This window comes from Bosea sp. PAMC 26642, assembly GCF_001562255.1.
Lineage (GTDB): Bacteria > Pseudomonadota > Alphaproteobacteria > Rhizobiales > Beijerinckiaceae > Allobosea.
In genome coordinates this window covers 2146558-2161966 of record NZ_CP014301.1, presented here as the reverse complement: position 1 = coordinate 2161966, position 15409 = coordinate 2146558, and the positions used below count along the sequence as shown (strand labels likewise).

Below are 15409 nucleotides of genomic sequence, written 5' to 3'. Positions count from 1 at the left end.
TATAAGATATCGCTGCGACGATTCGCTATATCAATTTCCTTTAACCGCTAACCATATGAGAAATATCATGTTTTATTGCGCGATAGGAAATTGTGATTAAGCAAGTTCAAGATGTCGATTGTACGAACGAGTCAAGCACCATCTTCCGCCCCGCCTTGTCGAAATCGACCGTCAGCTTGTTGCCGTCGACGCTGGCGACGGAGCCTGGCCCGAACTTGACGTGGAAGACGCGGGCGCCAGTGTCGTAGGCCGAGGAGCCGGTCGATTTGGCGGTGAGCTCGCCTTCGATCAGGAGCGGGCCGCGTTGGCGGCTGCCACCGAAGCCGCCCGAGCCGAAGCCGCTGCCGCTTTCGGAGAAGCCCGAGCCGCCGCCCGCCTTCGCCTTGTTCTCCTGCGCGCGCTGCCAGCCCGGCGTGTTGTAGCTGGAGCCGAAGCTTTCCATGCGGTCGAAGCGCGAGGCGCCGTAGCCGCCCTGGCTGTAGTTCGAGGCCGCCTGGACGACCTCGACATGCTCCTCGGGCAGTTCGTCGATGAAGCGTGACGGCAGGCTCGATTGCCAGAGGCCGTGGATACGGCGGTTCGAGGCGAAATAGAGTTTCAGCCGCTTGCGGGCCCGCGTCAGGCCGACATGGGCGAGGCGGCGTTCTTCCTCGAGGCCGGCGCGGCCGCTCTCGTCGAGGGCGCGCTGGCTCGGGAAGAGGCCTTCCTCCCAGCCCGGCAGGAAAACCGTATCGAATTCCAGCCCCTTGGCGCCGTGCAGCGTCATGATCGAGACGCGGCTTGCGGCGTCGCCACTGTCGGCGTCCATCACCAGCGAGACGTGTTCGAGGAAGGCCGGCAGGTCGGGGAATTCGTCGAGCGATCGGACGAGTTCCTTGAGGTTTTCGAGCCGTCCGGCGGCGTCGGCCGAGCGGTCCTTCTGCCACATCTCGGTGTAGCCGCTCTCCTCAAGCACGAGTTCGGCGAGTTCGCCCTGCGGCATGTGCTCGGCGCGGGCCGACCAGCGGCCGAAGGCCTGGACCAGCTCGCGCAAGGAGGTGCGGGCCTTCGGCTTCAGTTCGTCGCTTTCGACGACCATCCGGGCCGACTGCAGCAGCGAGACGCCGGTCGCGCGGGCGTGGTTGTGCAGAATCTGGATGGTGGCGTCGCCCAGGCCGCGCTTGGGCTGGTTGACGATGCGCTCGAAGGCGAGATCGTCGGTCGGGCTGACGACGCAACGCAGATAGGCCATGGCGTCGCGGATTTCGGCACGCTCGTAGAAGCGCGGGCCGCCGATGACGCGATAGGGCACGCCGGTCTGGACGAAGCGCTCCTCGATCTCGCGCATCTGCGCGGAAATCCGCACCAGAACCGCGATCTGCGAGAGGTCATCCCCCTTCGCCTGCATCGCCTCGATCTCGTCCGTGATCAGGCGCGCCTCCTCCTGGCTGTCCCAGGAGCCGGTGATGGTGACCTTCTCGCCGTCGATATCCTCGGTGCGCAGGGTCTTGCCGAGCCGGCCCTCGTTGCGGGCGATCAGCTTGGAGGCGGTGGCGAGGATATGGCCGGTCGAGCGGTAGTTGCGCTCCAGCCTGACGACGGTGGCGCCCGGAAAATCGTGTTCGAAGCGCAGGATGTTGTCGACCTCGGCGCCGCGCCAGCCATAGATCGACTGGTCGTCGTCGCCGACGCAGGCGATGTTGCGCCGCCCCTGGGCAAGCAGGCGCAGCCAGAGATATTGCGCGACGTTGGTGTCCTGATACTCATCGACGAGGATGTAGCGGAAGCGCTCGTGATAGACCGCCAGCACATCGGCGTGGTCGCGGAACAGTGTCAGGCAGTGCAGCAGCAGGTCTCCGAAATCGACGGCGTTCAATGTCTTCAGCCGGTCCTGATAGGCGGCGTAGAGCGTGCCGCCCTTGCCGTTGCCGAAAACCGCAGCCTCGCCCGCTGGGACATCCCTGGGCGCGAGCCCACGGTTTTTCCAGCTGTCGATGAAGCCCGCCAGCATCCGGCCGGGCCAGCGCTTCTCGTCGATGCCCTCGGCCTGGATGACCTGCTTCATCAGGCGGATCTGGTCGTCGGTGTCGAGGATGGTGAAGTCGCTGCGCAGGTCGAGCAATTCGGCGTGGCGGCGCAGGATCTTGGCCGAGATCGAGTGGAAGGTGCCCAGCCACGGCATGCCCTCGGCGACCGGGCCGACGAGATGGGCGACGCGCTCCTTCATCTCGCGCGCGGCCTTGTTGGTGAAGGTCACCGACAGGATCTGCGAGGGCCAGGCCTTTGAGGTCGCGATCAGATGGGCGATGCGGGTGGTCAGCACCCGGGTCTTGCCGGTGCCGGCGCCGGCCAGCACCAGCACGGGTCCGTCCGTCGCCTCGACGGCGAGCCGCTGCTCGGGGTTGAGCCCGGCGAGATAGCCCGCGCTGGGCGCCGCGGCTGCACGCGCGGCGAGGCCGCCGGGGCGGGGCAGGGGGGCGGATGTGGTGCTGTGGTCGGACAAGGACGGCGCCGTTCGATCGTGATTCGTTCTGGCGTCAATATAGGGTGTCGGGCGGGGATTGCGCGGCCTTCGTCATTCCGGGCGACCCGCAGGGGCAAGCCCGGAACCCATACGAACAGGGTTGTTCTTTAGGGGCGCTGATCGTAGCGCCTCGTCTGACCGTCGCAGTGGTTATGGGTTCCGGGCTCCTGGATGCGCCAAGCCCCGGAATGACGAAGGGCTTGCGATCGCGGCGCCCCGCGAGACAGTCCTACGAATGCGCGCCGCCGGCCTCGCTGCCCCAGAGCTGGTTCAGCCGGCTGTCGCGGCCGCAGCCGGTGCGGTAGATTTTGTAGCGGATCGGGTTCTTCTGGTAATAGTCTTGATGGTAGTCCTCGGCCGGGTAGAAGGCCGTCTGGGCCACGATCTCGGTGGTGATCCGGCTCTTGAAGCGCCCGGACTTCTCCAGCTCGGCCTTCGAGGCCTCGGCCAGCTTTCGCTCCTCCTCCGAGCCGAAATAGATGCCGGCGCGATACTGGCTGCCCTTGTCGCAGAACTGGGCGTTTGCCGTCAGCGGGTCGTGGTTGCGCCAGAAGACGTGGAGCAGTTTCTCGTAGGTCACCTTGGTCGGGTCGTAGACGATCTTCATCGCTTCGGTGTGGCCGGTCTTTCCGGCCGAAACCTCGGCATAGGTCGGGTTCGTGGTGGTCCCGGAGGTGTAGCCCGACGTCGTCGAGAGCACGCCGGGCAGCGCGTCGAAGGGCGGCTCCATGCACCAGAAGCAGCCGCCGGCGAAGATCGCCGTGGCCGTCGTGGCAGGTGCCGGCTTGGCCTGTTGGCCGAAGGCCGTGCCCGAGGCTGCCAGCGCCACGAAGCCGAGCGCCGCGAGAAGAGCACGGCGTCTCACGACGCCGCGTCCGTGCCGGCCGCAGGTTCGAAGTTCATGGCCACGCCGTTCATGCAGTAGCGCAGGCCGGTCGGCGGGGGGCCGTCGGGAAAGACGTGGCCGAGATGGCCGCCGCAGCGGGCGCAATGAACCTCCGTGCGGACCATGCCGAACTTGCGGTCCTCGGTGACGCCGACGGCGCCTTCGAGCGGCTTGTCGAAGCTCGGCCAGCCGGTGCCGCTCTCGAATTTCTTGCCGGTGGTGAACAGGGGATTGTCGCAGCCGGCGCAGGTGAAGGTCCCCGCGCGCTTTTCGTAGTTCAGCGCGCAGGAGCCGGCACGCTCGGTGCCGTGCTGGCGCAGCACGCGATACTGTTCCGGCGTCAGCAATTCGCGCCATTCGGCGTCGGTGTGGGTGACCGCGAAATCGCCGGGCTCGTCCTTGTCCCGGCTGAACAGACCCATCAGGCTCATCTGGTCACTCCTCCGCTCGCAGCGATGTCAGGTTATGACCGCAATATGGGGATCATCGTCGCGAAATTCAGCTGTTGGCAAATCTCGCATATTCACGATCGCGTGGCAGTCGGGGTCCACTTCCGACAAAGCGCGTCACCCTACCGTCACGCGACTCCTCTAGTCGGCTCGCCACCGCAATGGAGCCGCGCGAGGGGCTGATGAGTATGCAGACGGCGCGCACGGTGCGGCGGGATACGACGCTCGGATTGACCTCGGCGGTCCACCGCAACAAGCCTCTCTCCAGGGCCGGGCTGCTGGAGCGGATGTTCACGCTGGCCTTTTCGGGCCTGGTCTACCCGCAGATCTGGGAAGATCCGGTCGTCGATATGGAGGCGCTCGCGCTGAAGGCCGACGACCATGTCGTCGCCATCGCGTCGGGCTCCTGCAATATCCTGTCATATCTGACCGCGGATCCGGCGCGGATCAGCGCCATCGACCTGAACGGCGCCCATATCGCGCTGGGCAAGCTCAAGCTCGCGGCGCTGGCGCGGGTGGACGACCACGCCGCGTTCCTGCGCTTCTTCGGGCAGGCGCAGTCGCCCGCCAATGTCGCGCTCTATGACGAGGCGATCGCGCCGCATCTCGACCCGGTCTCGCGCAGCTACTGGGAAGGGCGCGGCCTGAACGGACGTCGCCGGATCAACGTCTTCGCGAAGAATTTCTATCGCTATGGCCTGCTTGGCCGCTTCATCGGAGCAGGGCATCTGCTCGGCCGGGCACTTGGGCACGACCCGCGCGCGATGCTCGAAGCGCGCGACATGGCCGAGCAGCGCGTGCTGTTCGACCGGCATCTCGCGCCGGTCTTCGACCGTCGCCTGATGCGCTGGCTGGTGCGCCAGCCCGCCTCGCTCTACGGGCTCGGCATCCCGCCGGCGCAGTACAAGGCCTTGGCGGCGGATGGGCCCGACGGCATTCGCGGTGTGCTGCGGCATCGGCTGGAGCGGCTTGCCTGCGGCTTCGATCTCAAGACGAACTACTTTGCCCGGCAGGCTTTCGGGCGCGGCTACGAGCAGAGCCCGGATGCGGCGCTGCCGCCCTATCTGCAGCCGCAGCATTTCGCGGCGGTAAAGGCGCGGGTGGGGCGTGTCGGCTATCATCAGAGTGCGATCACGTCGCATCTCGCGGCGCAGCCGGCCGAGAGCTGCGACGCCTATGTGCTGCTCGATGCGCAGGACTGGATGAACGATGCCGATCTGACGGCGCTGTGGACGCAGATCACCCGAACCGCGAAGCCGGGCGCGCGCGTGATCTTCCGCACCGCCGCCGATGAGCGCCTGCTGCCGGGCCGCGTGCCGGACGCGATCCTGAACCGCTGGCACTACGAGGCGGAGAAAAGCCGCGAACTCGGCGCGCGCGACCGCTCCTCGATCTATGGCGCCTTTCATCTCTATGTGCTGGGGGCCACAGCGTGAGCGAGGCCGCCTCTCGCGGCGAAGCTGCAGGCCTGATGGATGCGATGTATCGCCATCAGCGCCACATCTACGATGCCAGCCGCAAGTTCTATCTTCTCGGGCGAGACGAACTGATCGCCGGCCTGGCGCCGCCGCGGGGCGGCAGCATCCTGGAGATCGGCTGCGGCACGGGACGCAACCTGATCAAGATCGCGCAGACCTATCCGGGCCGCGCCTGTCATGGACTCGACGTTTCGGACGCGATGCTGGCAACGGCGCGGCAGTCGGTCGCAAGGGCTGGACTCTCGGGGCGTATCGTCCTGGCTCAGGCGGATGCGACCGGTTTCGATCCGCAGGCGTTGTTTGGCCGGGCCGGCTTCGACCGGATCGTGATCTCCTATGCGCTGTCGATGATCCCGCCTTGGCGCGGGGTGGTCGAGGAGGCGATGCGCCGACTGTCTCCGGACGGTGAATTGCATATCGTGGATTTCGGCGACCAGCGGGGGTTGCCAGCGCCGTTCAGGGCGGTGCTGAACCGCTGGCTCGCGCTGTTCCACGTCACGCCGCGGGGCGAGCTTGCGGCCGTTCTGGACGATGTCGCGCGCTCCGGGGGGGCGGCCGTTCTAACCGACGCACTCTATGGCGGTTATGCCGCGCTGGCGCGGCTTCGCCGCGTAGCCTGAGCGCGAGCGTCCATCGATCCGACGCGTCAGGCTTGCCGGACTCGACGATGCGATCGGCTCCATGCTAGCGCCGGTAGGATGAGCCAACCCGGAGACACGGACGCGCAGGCTGGGTTCGGGCGCATGTGCGACCGGCTGAGGCAGCTCTATCACGGGCGCTCACGGGCCGCTTTGCGCTTCCAGATGGCGGCGGCCATCATCGATGTTCTGATCATCGCCTTTTTCATAGCGGCTCCGCTGATCCGGGACCGTCCGGCCTTTTTGTGGATCGATTATTCGATCGCAGCCATCCTGATGGTCGAGATCGCGGCCCGGATGCTCGCCTCTTCGAACGTGCTGCGGCTGCTGCGCCAGCCGACCATGCTGCTCGACCTGTTCATTCTGGCCACGCTGCTCGCCCCGCATTGGCTGGACAATTTCGGCTTCTTGCGAATCCTGAGGCTTTGGTCGCTGTCGCAGCGTGGCTCGATATGGGCGCAGCTGCGGCAGACGCGCTTTCGCGCATGGGAAGATGCCGCCAAGGCGGTGATCAACCTCGCGACCTTCCTCTTCGTGGTCACGGGCTTCATCTACAGCTTCTTCTTTGCCGGACGGCCGGGCTTAGAAGGCTATGTCGACGCCTTCTATTTCACCGTCGCGACGATGACGACCACGGGGTTCGGCGACATCGTCCTGCCCGGTATCGCGGGCAAACTCACATCGATCGCGGTAATGATCGTCGGCATCTCACTGTTCGTGCGTCTGGCGCAGGCCGTTTTCCGGCCGAACAAAGTGACATTCCCGTGTCCGCGCTGCGCCCTGCAGCGCCACGAGCCCGATGCCGTGCATTGCAAGGCCTGCGGCCATGTCCTGCAGATCCCCGATCCCGATTGAACGGAGTCAGTCGGCTGACGCCGACAAGCTGTCGCAGTCAGTGCCGCGTCTCGGTTTCGGTCTCTTGCTCGCTCGTCATGGCTTCGACCGTGATCGCGGTCTTGCGCGGCATCCCGATGATCCGTCCGATCGTGGCGGGCAGCGGCATCATGCTGTGGGCTGCCTTCATCAGCGCGATGTTGGCCAGGATGTCGGGCGGGAAGGGCGTCACCTTCCGGGTTGTCATATCGACATGCAGGGACAGGTTCTCGCTGGTGGCGGCGAGCCAGCCCTCATGGGCATGGCGCATTTCCAGATAATAATGCAGCCGCTTGTCGTCGAAGGCGATGAGTTGGGCGGTGACGCGGACCTGATCGCTCTCGGTCAGCTCGCGCTTGTAGAGGATGTGGCATTCGGCCGCGAAGAAGGAGGCGTGGCGGGTATCGACATAGCTCTGGTTGAGGCCGACCAGCGAAAAGACCTCGTCGGTCGCCCGGTCGAACAGCACATGGTAATAGGCCATGTTGAGATGGCCGTTATAGTCGATCCATTGCGGTTCGACCCGCATCATCGACGAGACAAAGGGTGCGAAGAACAGCGCCGGAGCGCGGATCTCGTCTGTCATAACCATCTCCTGCCGCCGCCGCCGGCCGGCATCCTATCCGTCGATGGCGCGGTCGCCGAAGCGGCTGCGCCTTTCGAATGCGTGTTCTATGGTGCGCGAAACGCGCCTGCCGTCTATGACGAGGCGCAGGATGATGACACCCGACTTCGCCAAGGTCGGTCGCGTGATCCTGTGGACCGCTGCGAATTCGACCAAACCCAAGTTAAGCGCCAAAATCGGACGATGACAATGAGCCTTCCCGCCGCAGACCATGACACCGCCGCGCCTGTTGCAACGCTGCCGCCATCCGCCGCGGCGGTTGCCGCCGTCACGCGGGCGCTGGCGGCGTCCTTCGGCAATCGTCTGGTCACCAGCCTGGCAGTCCGTCAGCAGCATGGCCATACGCTGACCTGGATCCCGAACCAGCCGCCGGATGCGGTGGTGTTTCCGCACAGCACGCAGGAGGTCTCCGAAATCGTCACGCTTTGCGGCCGTCATGGCGTGCCCGTAATCGCCTTCGGCACCGGCACTTCGCTGGAAGGCCATGTGAATGCCCCCTATGGCGGCGTCTGCATCGACATGAGCCAGATGAAACAGATCCTGGCCGTGCACGCCGAGGATCTCGACGTCGTCGTCGAGGCCGGCGTCACCCGCAAGGAGCTGAACGAGCATCTGCGCGACCAGGGCCTGATGTTCCCGATCGACCCGGGCGCCGACGCCTCGATCGGGGGCATGGCGGCGACGCGGGCCTCGGGCACCAATGCGGTGCGCTACGGCACGATGAAGGACAATGTGCTGTCCCTGACCGCCGTGATGGCCGACGGGTCAATCGTCAAGACCTCGACGCGGGCGCGCAAGACCTCTGCCGGCTACGATCTGACGCGGCTGCTGATCGGTTCGGAGGGCACGCTCGGCATCATCACCGAGATCACGCTGAAGCTGCACGGCATCCCCGAGGCGATCTCGGCCGGCATCTGCCCGTTCCCGTCCGTGAAGGCGGCTTGCGACGCGACCATCGTCACCATCCAGTCGGGCCTGCCGGTGGCACGGATCGAACTGCTCGACGAGGTGATGATCCGCGGCGTCAACCTTCATTCCAAGCTTGGCCTGCCCGAGACGGTGATGCTGTTCGTCGAATTCCACGGCACGGAAGCGGGGGTGAAGGAGCAGTCGGAGCGCTTCGGCGAGATCGCGGCGGAGTATGGCGGCGGGCCGTTCGACTGGGCGACCAAGGCGGAGGATCGCTCGAAACTCTGGCAGGCGCGGCACGACGCCTATTGGGCGGCGCGGGCGCTGCGGCCAGGCGTGGAGTCGGTCGCGACCGACGTCTGCGTGCCAATCTCGCAACTGGCCGATTGCGTCGAAGAGACCAAGCGCGACATCGAGGCGAGCGGGCTGATCGCGCCGATCGCGGGCCATGTCGGCGACGGCAATTTTCACACCCAGCCGCTGGTCGATCTGACCGACCCCGACGAGGTCGCGCGCGCCGAGGCCTTCATCGAGCGGCTTGTGAAGCGTGCGCTCGCCATGGGCGGAACCTGCACCGGCGAGCACGGCGTCGGCCAGAAGAAGATCAAATATCTCGAGGCCGAGCATGGTGCGCCTGCGCTGGCGGTGATGCGCCTGCTGAAGCGTTCGCTCGATCCGCAGAACATCCTCAATCCCGGCAAAATCCTCACCCTGTGACGCTTGCGCAGCCCGCCACCATTCATCATATGGCCGGAATGTCGTGATCTTGCCGCGACTTGGCGGCATAATGGCTGGGCCATGATCCTTTTTGAGAAACGAAACCTCCGGTGCGCGAGAGCCTGACAGTTCTGGCCGGTCTGCTGGTGCTGACGCTGCTCGCGGCCCTGATCGGACCGGGCTTCGTCGACTGGCGCATGTACCGTCCGCAGATCGAGCAGCGTCTCAGCACGGTGCTCGGCGTCGAGACACGCGTTGCCGGCGGCATCGGGCTGACCCTGCTGCCGTCGCCGCGGGTGATGCTGTCGGATGTCCGGATCGGCGGTGCGTCGGGGGATGCCAGCACTGCGACGGTTGAGCGATTCACGGCCGAGCTTGCGCTGTCGGCGCTGGCGCGCGGCGAATTCCGGTTCTCCGATGCGGCGGTCGAAGGCGCGACAGTCTCGCTCGTCGCCGACGAGGCCGGTGCGGTGCGGCTGCCGGTGCGGATCGGCCCCGGCCTGCCGATCGAGACCAGTCTCGACCGCCTCAGCCTGCGACGCTCGGCGCTGATCTGGCGCGAAGCCGGCCGCGAGCCGGTGACGATCGCGCCCGTGGCGGCCGAGATTTCCGCGGTCAGCCTCGCCGGGCCCTGGCGGATCGAGGGCGAGGTCGCCGGGGCGTCCCTTAGGATATCGACGGGCGCGATGGAAGCCGACGGGCGTCTGCGCACCAAGGGATCTGTGACCGGGGAAGATACGCAGGTTGGCTTCGATGGCGCGATCGTGCTCCCCGTAACGGTCGGCGGTGTGGCGCCTACTCTGGAGGGGGCCTTTACGCTGTCGCCGGGCGGGGCGCTCGTCCTGTCGGGACGGGTCCATGGCGGCAGCCGCCAACTCGATCTCGTCGGGCTCGTCGTCGATATCGCGGGCGGCGCGGCGCGGCTGGAAGGCGAGGGCCAGTTTCTGCCCGGCTCGGGCGCCGGTTCGTTGTCGCTGCGGGCGCGGCGGCTCGATGCGGACGGGCTCGTCGCCGCGCTCGGCGAGCGCAGCGGCTTCGAGCGCGGCCTGCGCGGCTTGCCCGGTATCTTCGATATCGGGCTCGATCTCGACCAGATGATCTGGCGCGGCGAGGATTTCTCGGCCATCGCGCTGCGCGGCAAACTGAACGAGGAGGGCCTGAGCGACAGCTCCGCCTCGCTGCGGGTGGCGGGCGCGCTCGTCGGCGCAACCGGCAGCGCCGGTCCTGGCGGGCTGGCCGGCAAGGTCACGCTCAAGGCCGACGACGCACGCCGCGTCGCGCTGGCGCTGCTGCGCGCGGGGCTCGATCCGGCGCTGGCGGATTTCATCGGCGGGCTCGGGGGGATCGAGGCCGAGGCGGCCGGCGGCTGGACGCCGGAACGGCTCAACCTGACGCGGATCTCCGTCAACGCTGCCTCCGGTATCCGGATCGAAGGCGCCGGAGACCTTTCGTCCCGGGCGCTGACGGCGAAGCTGACGATGAACGGGCTCGATCTCGGCTCGCTGCCGGTGGCGGATCATTTCGCCGGACTGATCGGTTCGCGTGATCTCGCACTCGATCTGGCGTTGAACCGGGCGCGCTTCCGCAATGCTCCGCCGGGTTCGGTCAATCTCGATCTGCGCCGGGATGGCGCCAGCTGGCGGCTGAGCCGTCTGGCGGTGGACGGTTTCGGGGGGGTTTCGGTGAACGGGGCCGGTGCGCTCCTGCCTGAAGGCGGTGAGATCTCCGGCCGTGTCCGTGCTCCGCGCTTCGATGCGCTGGCTGCTCTGGCCGGGCCGATTCTGCCAGAGGGCGCGCGGCAGGCACTGGGCAGGGCCGGCGAGGGGCTCTCGCGGCTGGACGGGACGTTCCGCCTGACGCGCGTTCCGAGCGGCGAAACCGGTGTCACGATGAACGGCGCGGCGCAGGCCGGGCGCCTGTCGCTCGACGGCAGGCTCGACGCGGCCGGGGCCTGGCGCAACGCGTCGCTGCGCTTCGATCTGGCCGATCGCCGCCAGGCTTTCGCGGTGCTCGGCCTGCCGACGCCGATGCTGGGCGGGCCGGGCAGCATCGTCATCAGCCATGCGCCGGGGCGGCTGGCCGGCTCGCTCGCGGGCCCCGGCCTGTCGATCGTGCTCGATGGCGACGCGACGCCGCTGCCGCGGCTGACAGTGCAGGCCGAAGGTCCCGGTCAGGTTCTGCCGGAAGGGGCGGCGCGGCTCTTGCCGGACGGTGTGATCGACGCGAATGCCGGCATCCGATTCGAGCCGGAGGCGATCAGTCTGGACGGCCTCGTCGTCAATCTAGGCCTGGACAGCGCGCGCGGTTCGCTGACGCTGCCGCGCGAGGGTGCGGTGTCGGGAACGCTTTCGCTGCAGCGGATCGATCTTCGCGCGCTGCTGGGTTCGGCGCTGGGTTCGGCACCTCCGCCGGCCGGTGCGATCTGGTCGAGCAGCCGGTTCGGCTCCTTCGCCGGCCTCGGCGAACTCAAACTGAGATTGTCGACGCCGACCCTGCTCGCCTGGGACGGGATCGTGCTGCGCGATGCGGGCTTCATGCTGGAATCCGACGCCGACGGCCTGACGGTTTCCGATCTGTCGGGCGGCTATGGCGGCGGACAGTTGGCGGGCCGGCTGCAGATGCGCCGCGACGGCGGTCTGGCGCAATTGTCCGGAAAGGCAAGCCTGACACGGATCGATCTCGCGGGGCTGACCGGCGGGGCGATGTCGGGCAGGCTGTCGGGGCAGATCGAGGCCGGTGGTTCGGGCGAGAGCCCGGCCCGGCTGGTTTCGGGTCTCGGCGGTGCGGGTACGCTGTCGCTGGCCGGCGCGCGACTGGCGCGGTTCGATCCTGCCGCCTATGGCCGGATCATCGCCGCGATCGGCGAGGATGCCTCGGAAAGCGAGGCCGCGCGCCTGCAGCAGCGGCTTACCGAGGCGCTCGACAGCAATGCCTGGCCGCTTGGGGACGTCTCGCTGTCCTTCACCCTTGCCGGAGGACTTGCGCGGCTGCAGCCTCTTACCCTCGAACGCTCGGATCTGCGGGTCGACACGAGCGGCATCGTCGATCTGCGGTCGCTGAGCGCCGATATCAAATTGGGCCTGCGGCCGCTTGGCCCCTTGCCGAAGGGGTGGCCGGGCGATGCGCCGCAGATCGGCGTTGCCTGGCGCGGGCCGCTATCGGGCCTGAAGCGCGAAACCGATGTCGGGGCGCTGTCCAACACGGTCGCGGCGCGTGCCCTGGCGCGCGAGATCGAGCGGGTCGAGGCCTTCGAGGCCGATGCGCGCGAACGCGCCGCCAATTCGCGGCGGCTTCGGGCCGAACGCGAAACCCGCGAGAACGAGCGCAAGCTGGCCGAGTTCCTGAAGGCGGAAGAGGAGCGCCGTCTGGCCGAAGAGAAGCGCATCGAGGAGGCGCGGCGCGCCGAAGAAGCCCGCCGCATCGGGGATGAGAAGCGTATGGAGGAGCAGCGGCGTCTCGACGAGGTTCGCCGTCTCGCCGAGGAAAGGCGAGCCGAGGAATTGAGGCGGGCCGAGATCGCCCGGCAGGAGCAGGAGGCGCGCCGCCGTGCGGAGGCCGAGGCGCGGGCAGCAGCGGCAGCGCGCGCCGCCGCCCAACCGCCGCAGCCGGGGCCGCTCGTGCTACCCGGCGCGCCGATCCAGAATTTTCCGGGGCCGGCGCTGTCTGTGCCGGGCGGAGCGATGCCGCTGCCACCACCGCTCGACATCCAGTCGGTGCCGAGACCTCTGTCGCGGAGCGTGGCGCCGAACTGACCTACATCTTCGCAGGGTGATTCAAGTTGCTGCGGGGTTGATTCAATCGACCCGCGCAAGTTCTTGAATGCGCGGTAGTTCCTGCCTCGGCTTGTCAGAGATCCTCGACCAGGCGCCGATAGTGCTCCAGCACGTGCAGGCGCAAAGCGGAGGAGAGGTTGGTCGCGCCACGGCGTGAGTCCACCTCGGCGACGAGGGCGGCCATGGTGCGTCCGTCGGCGGCTGCGATCTGCTTGAGGGCGTCCCAGAACGGGTCTTCGAGCGAGACGCTGGTGCGGTGGCCGGCGATCGCCAGCGAGCGCTTGCGCTCCGCGCTCACGCGGCCGATCCGTCGTCGTCCGGAAGGCGATGGCCTTCGAGATCGCGCTCGGCTTTTTCGCGGGTCGCCTCGGTGATCCGGCGCTCGGCTTTCGTGCGGCCGAATGTCAGGCGGTTCTGCTGCGCCTGCGCCTCGGCGTCCTGCCTTGCGCGCTGCTTGCGGGCGCGGCGCAGATTGACGATCTCGGCCATGCGCCCGCCTGTCAGTTTGGACCGAGCATGAGTTCCGGCCTGACCACCGTGTCGAACAGCTCGGCCTCGACGCCGGCGCGCAGGGCCTCGTCGCGCAGGGTGGTGCCGTTGTGATGGGCGGCCTTGGCGATGCTGGCCGCCTTGTCGTAGCCGACCGAGGGCGCGAGTGCCGTGACCAGCATCAGCGAGCGCGACAGCAGGTCCTGCAGCCTCTCCTCATTGGCCTCGATACCCTCGACGCAGTTGGTGCGGAAGCTGTCGGCGGCGTCGGCCAGCAGCCTGACCGATTGCAGGAACGCCGCCGCGATGACCGGCTTGAAGACGTTCAGCTCGAAATGGCCCTGGCTGGCGGCAAAGCCGATCGTCGCCTGGTTGCCGTGGACCTGGGTCGCAACCATGGTCAGGGCCTCGGCCTGCGTCGGGTTGACCTTGCCCGGCATGATCGAGGAGCCGGGCTCGTTTTCCGGCAGGCTGATCTCGCCCAGTCCCGAACGCGGCCCCGAGCCCATCAGGCGGATGTCGTTGGCGATCTTGAACAGGTCCGAGGCGAGGGCGGCGAGCGCGCCATGTGCGGCTGCCAACGCGCCGTGGCTCGCCAGCGCCTCGAACAGGTTGTCGGCCGTGCGGAAGGGCAGGCCCGAGAGCACAGCGACCTCCCTGGCGAAGAGTGCCGCGAAATCGCGGTGTGTGTTCAAGCCGGTGCCGACGGCGGTGCCGCCCTGCGCCAGGGCATGAAGCCCGCCGAGCAAGCCTTCGATGCGGCCGATGCCGAGATGGATCTGGGCGGCATAGCCCGAGAACTCCTGGCCGAGCGTGACCGGCGTGGCGTCCTGCAGATGGGTGCGGCCGATCTTGACCAGATCGGCGAAGGTCTCGGCCTTGGCGGTCAGCGACTGTTCGAGCTTGCGCAGGGCCGGCAGCAGGCGCCGCGATATCTCGAGCGCGGCGGCGATATGCATCGCGGTCGGGAAGCAGTCGTTGGACGACTGGCCGCGATTGACGTGATCGTTGGGGTGGACCGGGTTCTTCGCGCCGAGGGGGGCGCCCAACAATTCGTTGGCGCGGTTGGCCAGCACCTCGTTGACGTTCATGTTGGTCTGGGTGCCGGAGCCGGTCTGCCAGATCACCAGCGGGAAATGCCCGTCGAACTTGCCGGCAAGCGTCTCGTCGGCGGCACGCGCGATGGCGCCTGCAACCCGCTGGTCGAGCAGGCCCAGCCGCGTGTTCACATGGGCTGCCGTCTTCTTGACCAAAGCGAGGGCATGGATGAGCGGCAGCGGCATTCGCTCGCTCTCGCCGCCGATCTTGAAGTTCTGCAGCGAACGCTGCGTCTGTGCGCCCCAATAGCGATCCGCCGGCACGGCGATGGGTCCGAAGGAATCGGTTTCGGTGCGGATCTCGGACATGGGGTGCCTTGTCAGGTCTTCTTGCGGAACGCGTCGAGGCTGACGACTTCGGCGCTGGCGCCTTCATCGGCGTCTTCGGTCTCGGCCTTTTTCGCCGCAGCCTTGCCGCCTGCTTTCGCGGCCGGTTCGGCGTCGCGCTCGGGCGTCTTGCCCTTAAGGGCCGGCACGCCGGCCGGCGTCACCCGCGCCGGCAGCGAGATGGGGGCAGCGAGCGCCAGGCTGGGCTCGGAGCCCGCGCCGCGCGGCGTTTTGCCGGCGCCAGCCGGGGCATCGCCGTTGGCGGCGTCGTCGGGCGCCTCCTGGGCCTCGAACTTCAGGCCGAACTGCACCGACGGGTCGAAGAAGGTGGTGATCGAGTCGAACGGCACCAGCAGGCGCTCGGGGACGCCGGAAAATGACAGGCCGACCTCGAAGGCGTGCTCGCTGACGTTCAGATCCCAGAACTGGTGCTGGAGCACGACCGTCATCTCTTCCGGATGCTTCTCCCGCAGGCGCTGGGATAGCCTGACGCCGGGCGCGGTGGTGCGGAAGGTCACATAGAAATGATGGTCGCCCGGCAAGCCGTCGCGGCCCGCCTCGGTCAAGATCTTACGCACGACGCCCTTGAGTGCCTCCTGCACCATGAGATCGTAGCGAAGAATGTCCTGTGCCATCGGCGATCCG

Annotated in this window: 13 protein-coding genes; 5 read left to right on the top strand and 8 right to left on the bottom strand. The window is 67.4% G+C overall.

All coding sequences use genetic code 11. The features are described from left to right. Positions 1 to 106: 106 nt before the first annotated feature. From AXW83_RS10230 to msrB, 3 genes are all read right to left on the bottom strand, one after another. The gene (locus AXW83_RS10230) at positions 107 to 2482 is read right to left on the bottom strand and encodes an ATP-dependent helicase (protein ID WP_066612945.1); all 2376 of its coding nucleotides are present in this window, start codon (positions 2480 to 2482) and stop codon (positions 107 to 109) included. A 250-nt stretch (positions 2483 to 2732) separates the two neighbouring features. After that, the gene (gene msrA, locus AXW83_RS10225; RefSeq protein WP_066612943.1) at positions 2733 to 3368 is read right to left on the bottom strand and encodes a peptide-methionine (S)-S-oxide reductase MsrA; all 636 of its coding nucleotides are present in this window, start codon (positions 3366 to 3368) and stop codon (positions 2733 to 2735) included. Further along, positions 3365 to 3820: a peptide-methionine (R)-S-oxide reductase MsrB gene (msrB, locus tag AXW83_RS10220; RefSeq protein WP_236841876.1), complete on the bottom strand. Its 456-nt coding sequence runs from the start codon at positions 3818 to 3820 to the stop codon at positions 3365 to 3367. Before msrB ends, msrA begins: the two co-directional genes overlap by 4 nt. 200 nt (positions 3821 to 4020) lie before the next feature. Here msrB and AXW83_RS10215 point away from each other — a divergent pair, with 200 nt between their 5' ends. The 3 genes from AXW83_RS10215 (at position 4021) to AXW83_RS10205 (ending at position 6809) form a co-directional block, all read left to right on the top strand. Next, positions 4021 to 5274, top strand: coding sequence for a BtaA family protein (locus AXW83_RS10215; RefSeq protein ID WP_066620271.1), 1254 nt, complete (start codon positions 4021 to 4023; stop codon positions 5272 to 5274). Beyond that, positions 5271 to 5936, top strand: a complete 666-nt coding sequence (locus AXW83_RS10210; protein WP_335339345.1) for a class I SAM-dependent methyltransferase — start codon at positions 5271 to 5273, stop codon at positions 5934 to 5936. The genes AXW83_RS10215 and AXW83_RS10210 overlap by 4 nt, the downstream gene beginning before the upstream one ends. A gap of 78 nt (positions 5937 to 6014) precedes the next feature. Further along, on the top strand, positions 6015 to 6809 hold the full coding sequence (locus tag AXW83_RS10205) for a potassium channel family protein (RefSeq protein ID WP_066612940.1): 795 nt from the start codon (positions 6015 to 6017) through the stop codon (positions 6807 to 6809). A 37-nt stretch (positions 6810 to 6846) separates the two neighbouring features. Here AXW83_RS10205 and AXW83_RS10200 read toward each other — a convergent pair whose 3' ends face one another. After that, a complete protein-coding gene (locus AXW83_RS10200; RefSeq protein WP_066612939.1) occupies positions 6847 to 7413 on the bottom strand; it encodes a thioesterase family protein in 567 nt (188 codons plus the stop codon). Between the two features lie 228 nt (positions 7414 to 7641). Here AXW83_RS10200 and AXW83_RS10195 point away from each other — a divergent pair, with 228 nt between their 5' ends. Together AXW83_RS10195 and AXW83_RS10190 are read left to right on the top strand one after the other, a co-directional pair. Beyond that, positions 7642 to 9078 (top strand): FAD-binding oxidoreductase, encoded by a 1437-nt coding sequence (locus AXW83_RS10195; RefSeq protein ID WP_066612938.1) that lies wholly within the window; start codon positions 7642 to 7644, stop codon positions 9076 to 9078. 110 nt (positions 9079 to 9188) lie between these two features. After that, on the top strand, positions 9189 to 12830 hold the full coding sequence (locus tag AXW83_RS10190; RefSeq protein WP_066612937.1) for an AsmA family protein: 3642 nt from the start codon (positions 9189 to 9191) through the stop codon (positions 12828 to 12830). Between the two features lie 94 nt (positions 12831 to 12924). Here the strand turns inward: AXW83_RS10190 and AXW83_RS10185 are convergent, their stop codons facing one another. The 4 genes from AXW83_RS10185 to AXW83_RS10170 are packed head-to-tail and all read right to left on the bottom strand — an operon-like array spanning position 12925 to position 15399. Further along, positions 12925 to 13149, bottom strand: coding sequence for a ribbon-helix-helix domain-containing protein (locus tag AXW83_RS10185; RefSeq protein WP_210179659.1), 225 nt, complete (start codon positions 13147 to 13149; stop codon positions 12925 to 12927). Next, positions 13146 to 13340 carry a DUF4169 family protein gene (locus AXW83_RS10180; RefSeq protein ID WP_066612932.1) on the bottom strand — a complete coding sequence of 65 codons (195 nt, stop codon included), beginning with the start codon at positions 13338 to 13340 and terminating at the stop codon, positions 13146 to 13148. The genes AXW83_RS10185 and AXW83_RS10180 overlap by 4 nt, the downstream gene beginning before the upstream one ends. Before the next feature lie 11 nt (positions 13341 to 13351). Next, complete coding sequence (gene fumC / locus AXW83_RS10175) at positions 13352 to 14746, bottom strand: class II fumarate hydratase (RefSeq protein ID WP_066612929.1); 1395 nt, start codon at positions 14744 to 14746, stop codon at positions 13352 to 13354. A gap of 11 nt (positions 14747 to 14757) precedes the next feature. Beyond that, positions 14758 to 15399 (bottom strand): SspB family protein, encoded by a 642-nt coding sequence (locus tag AXW83_RS10170; RefSeq protein ID WP_066612928.1) that lies wholly within the window; start codon positions 15397 to 15399, stop codon positions 14758 to 14760. Positions 15400 to 15409: the final 10 nt, after the last annotated feature.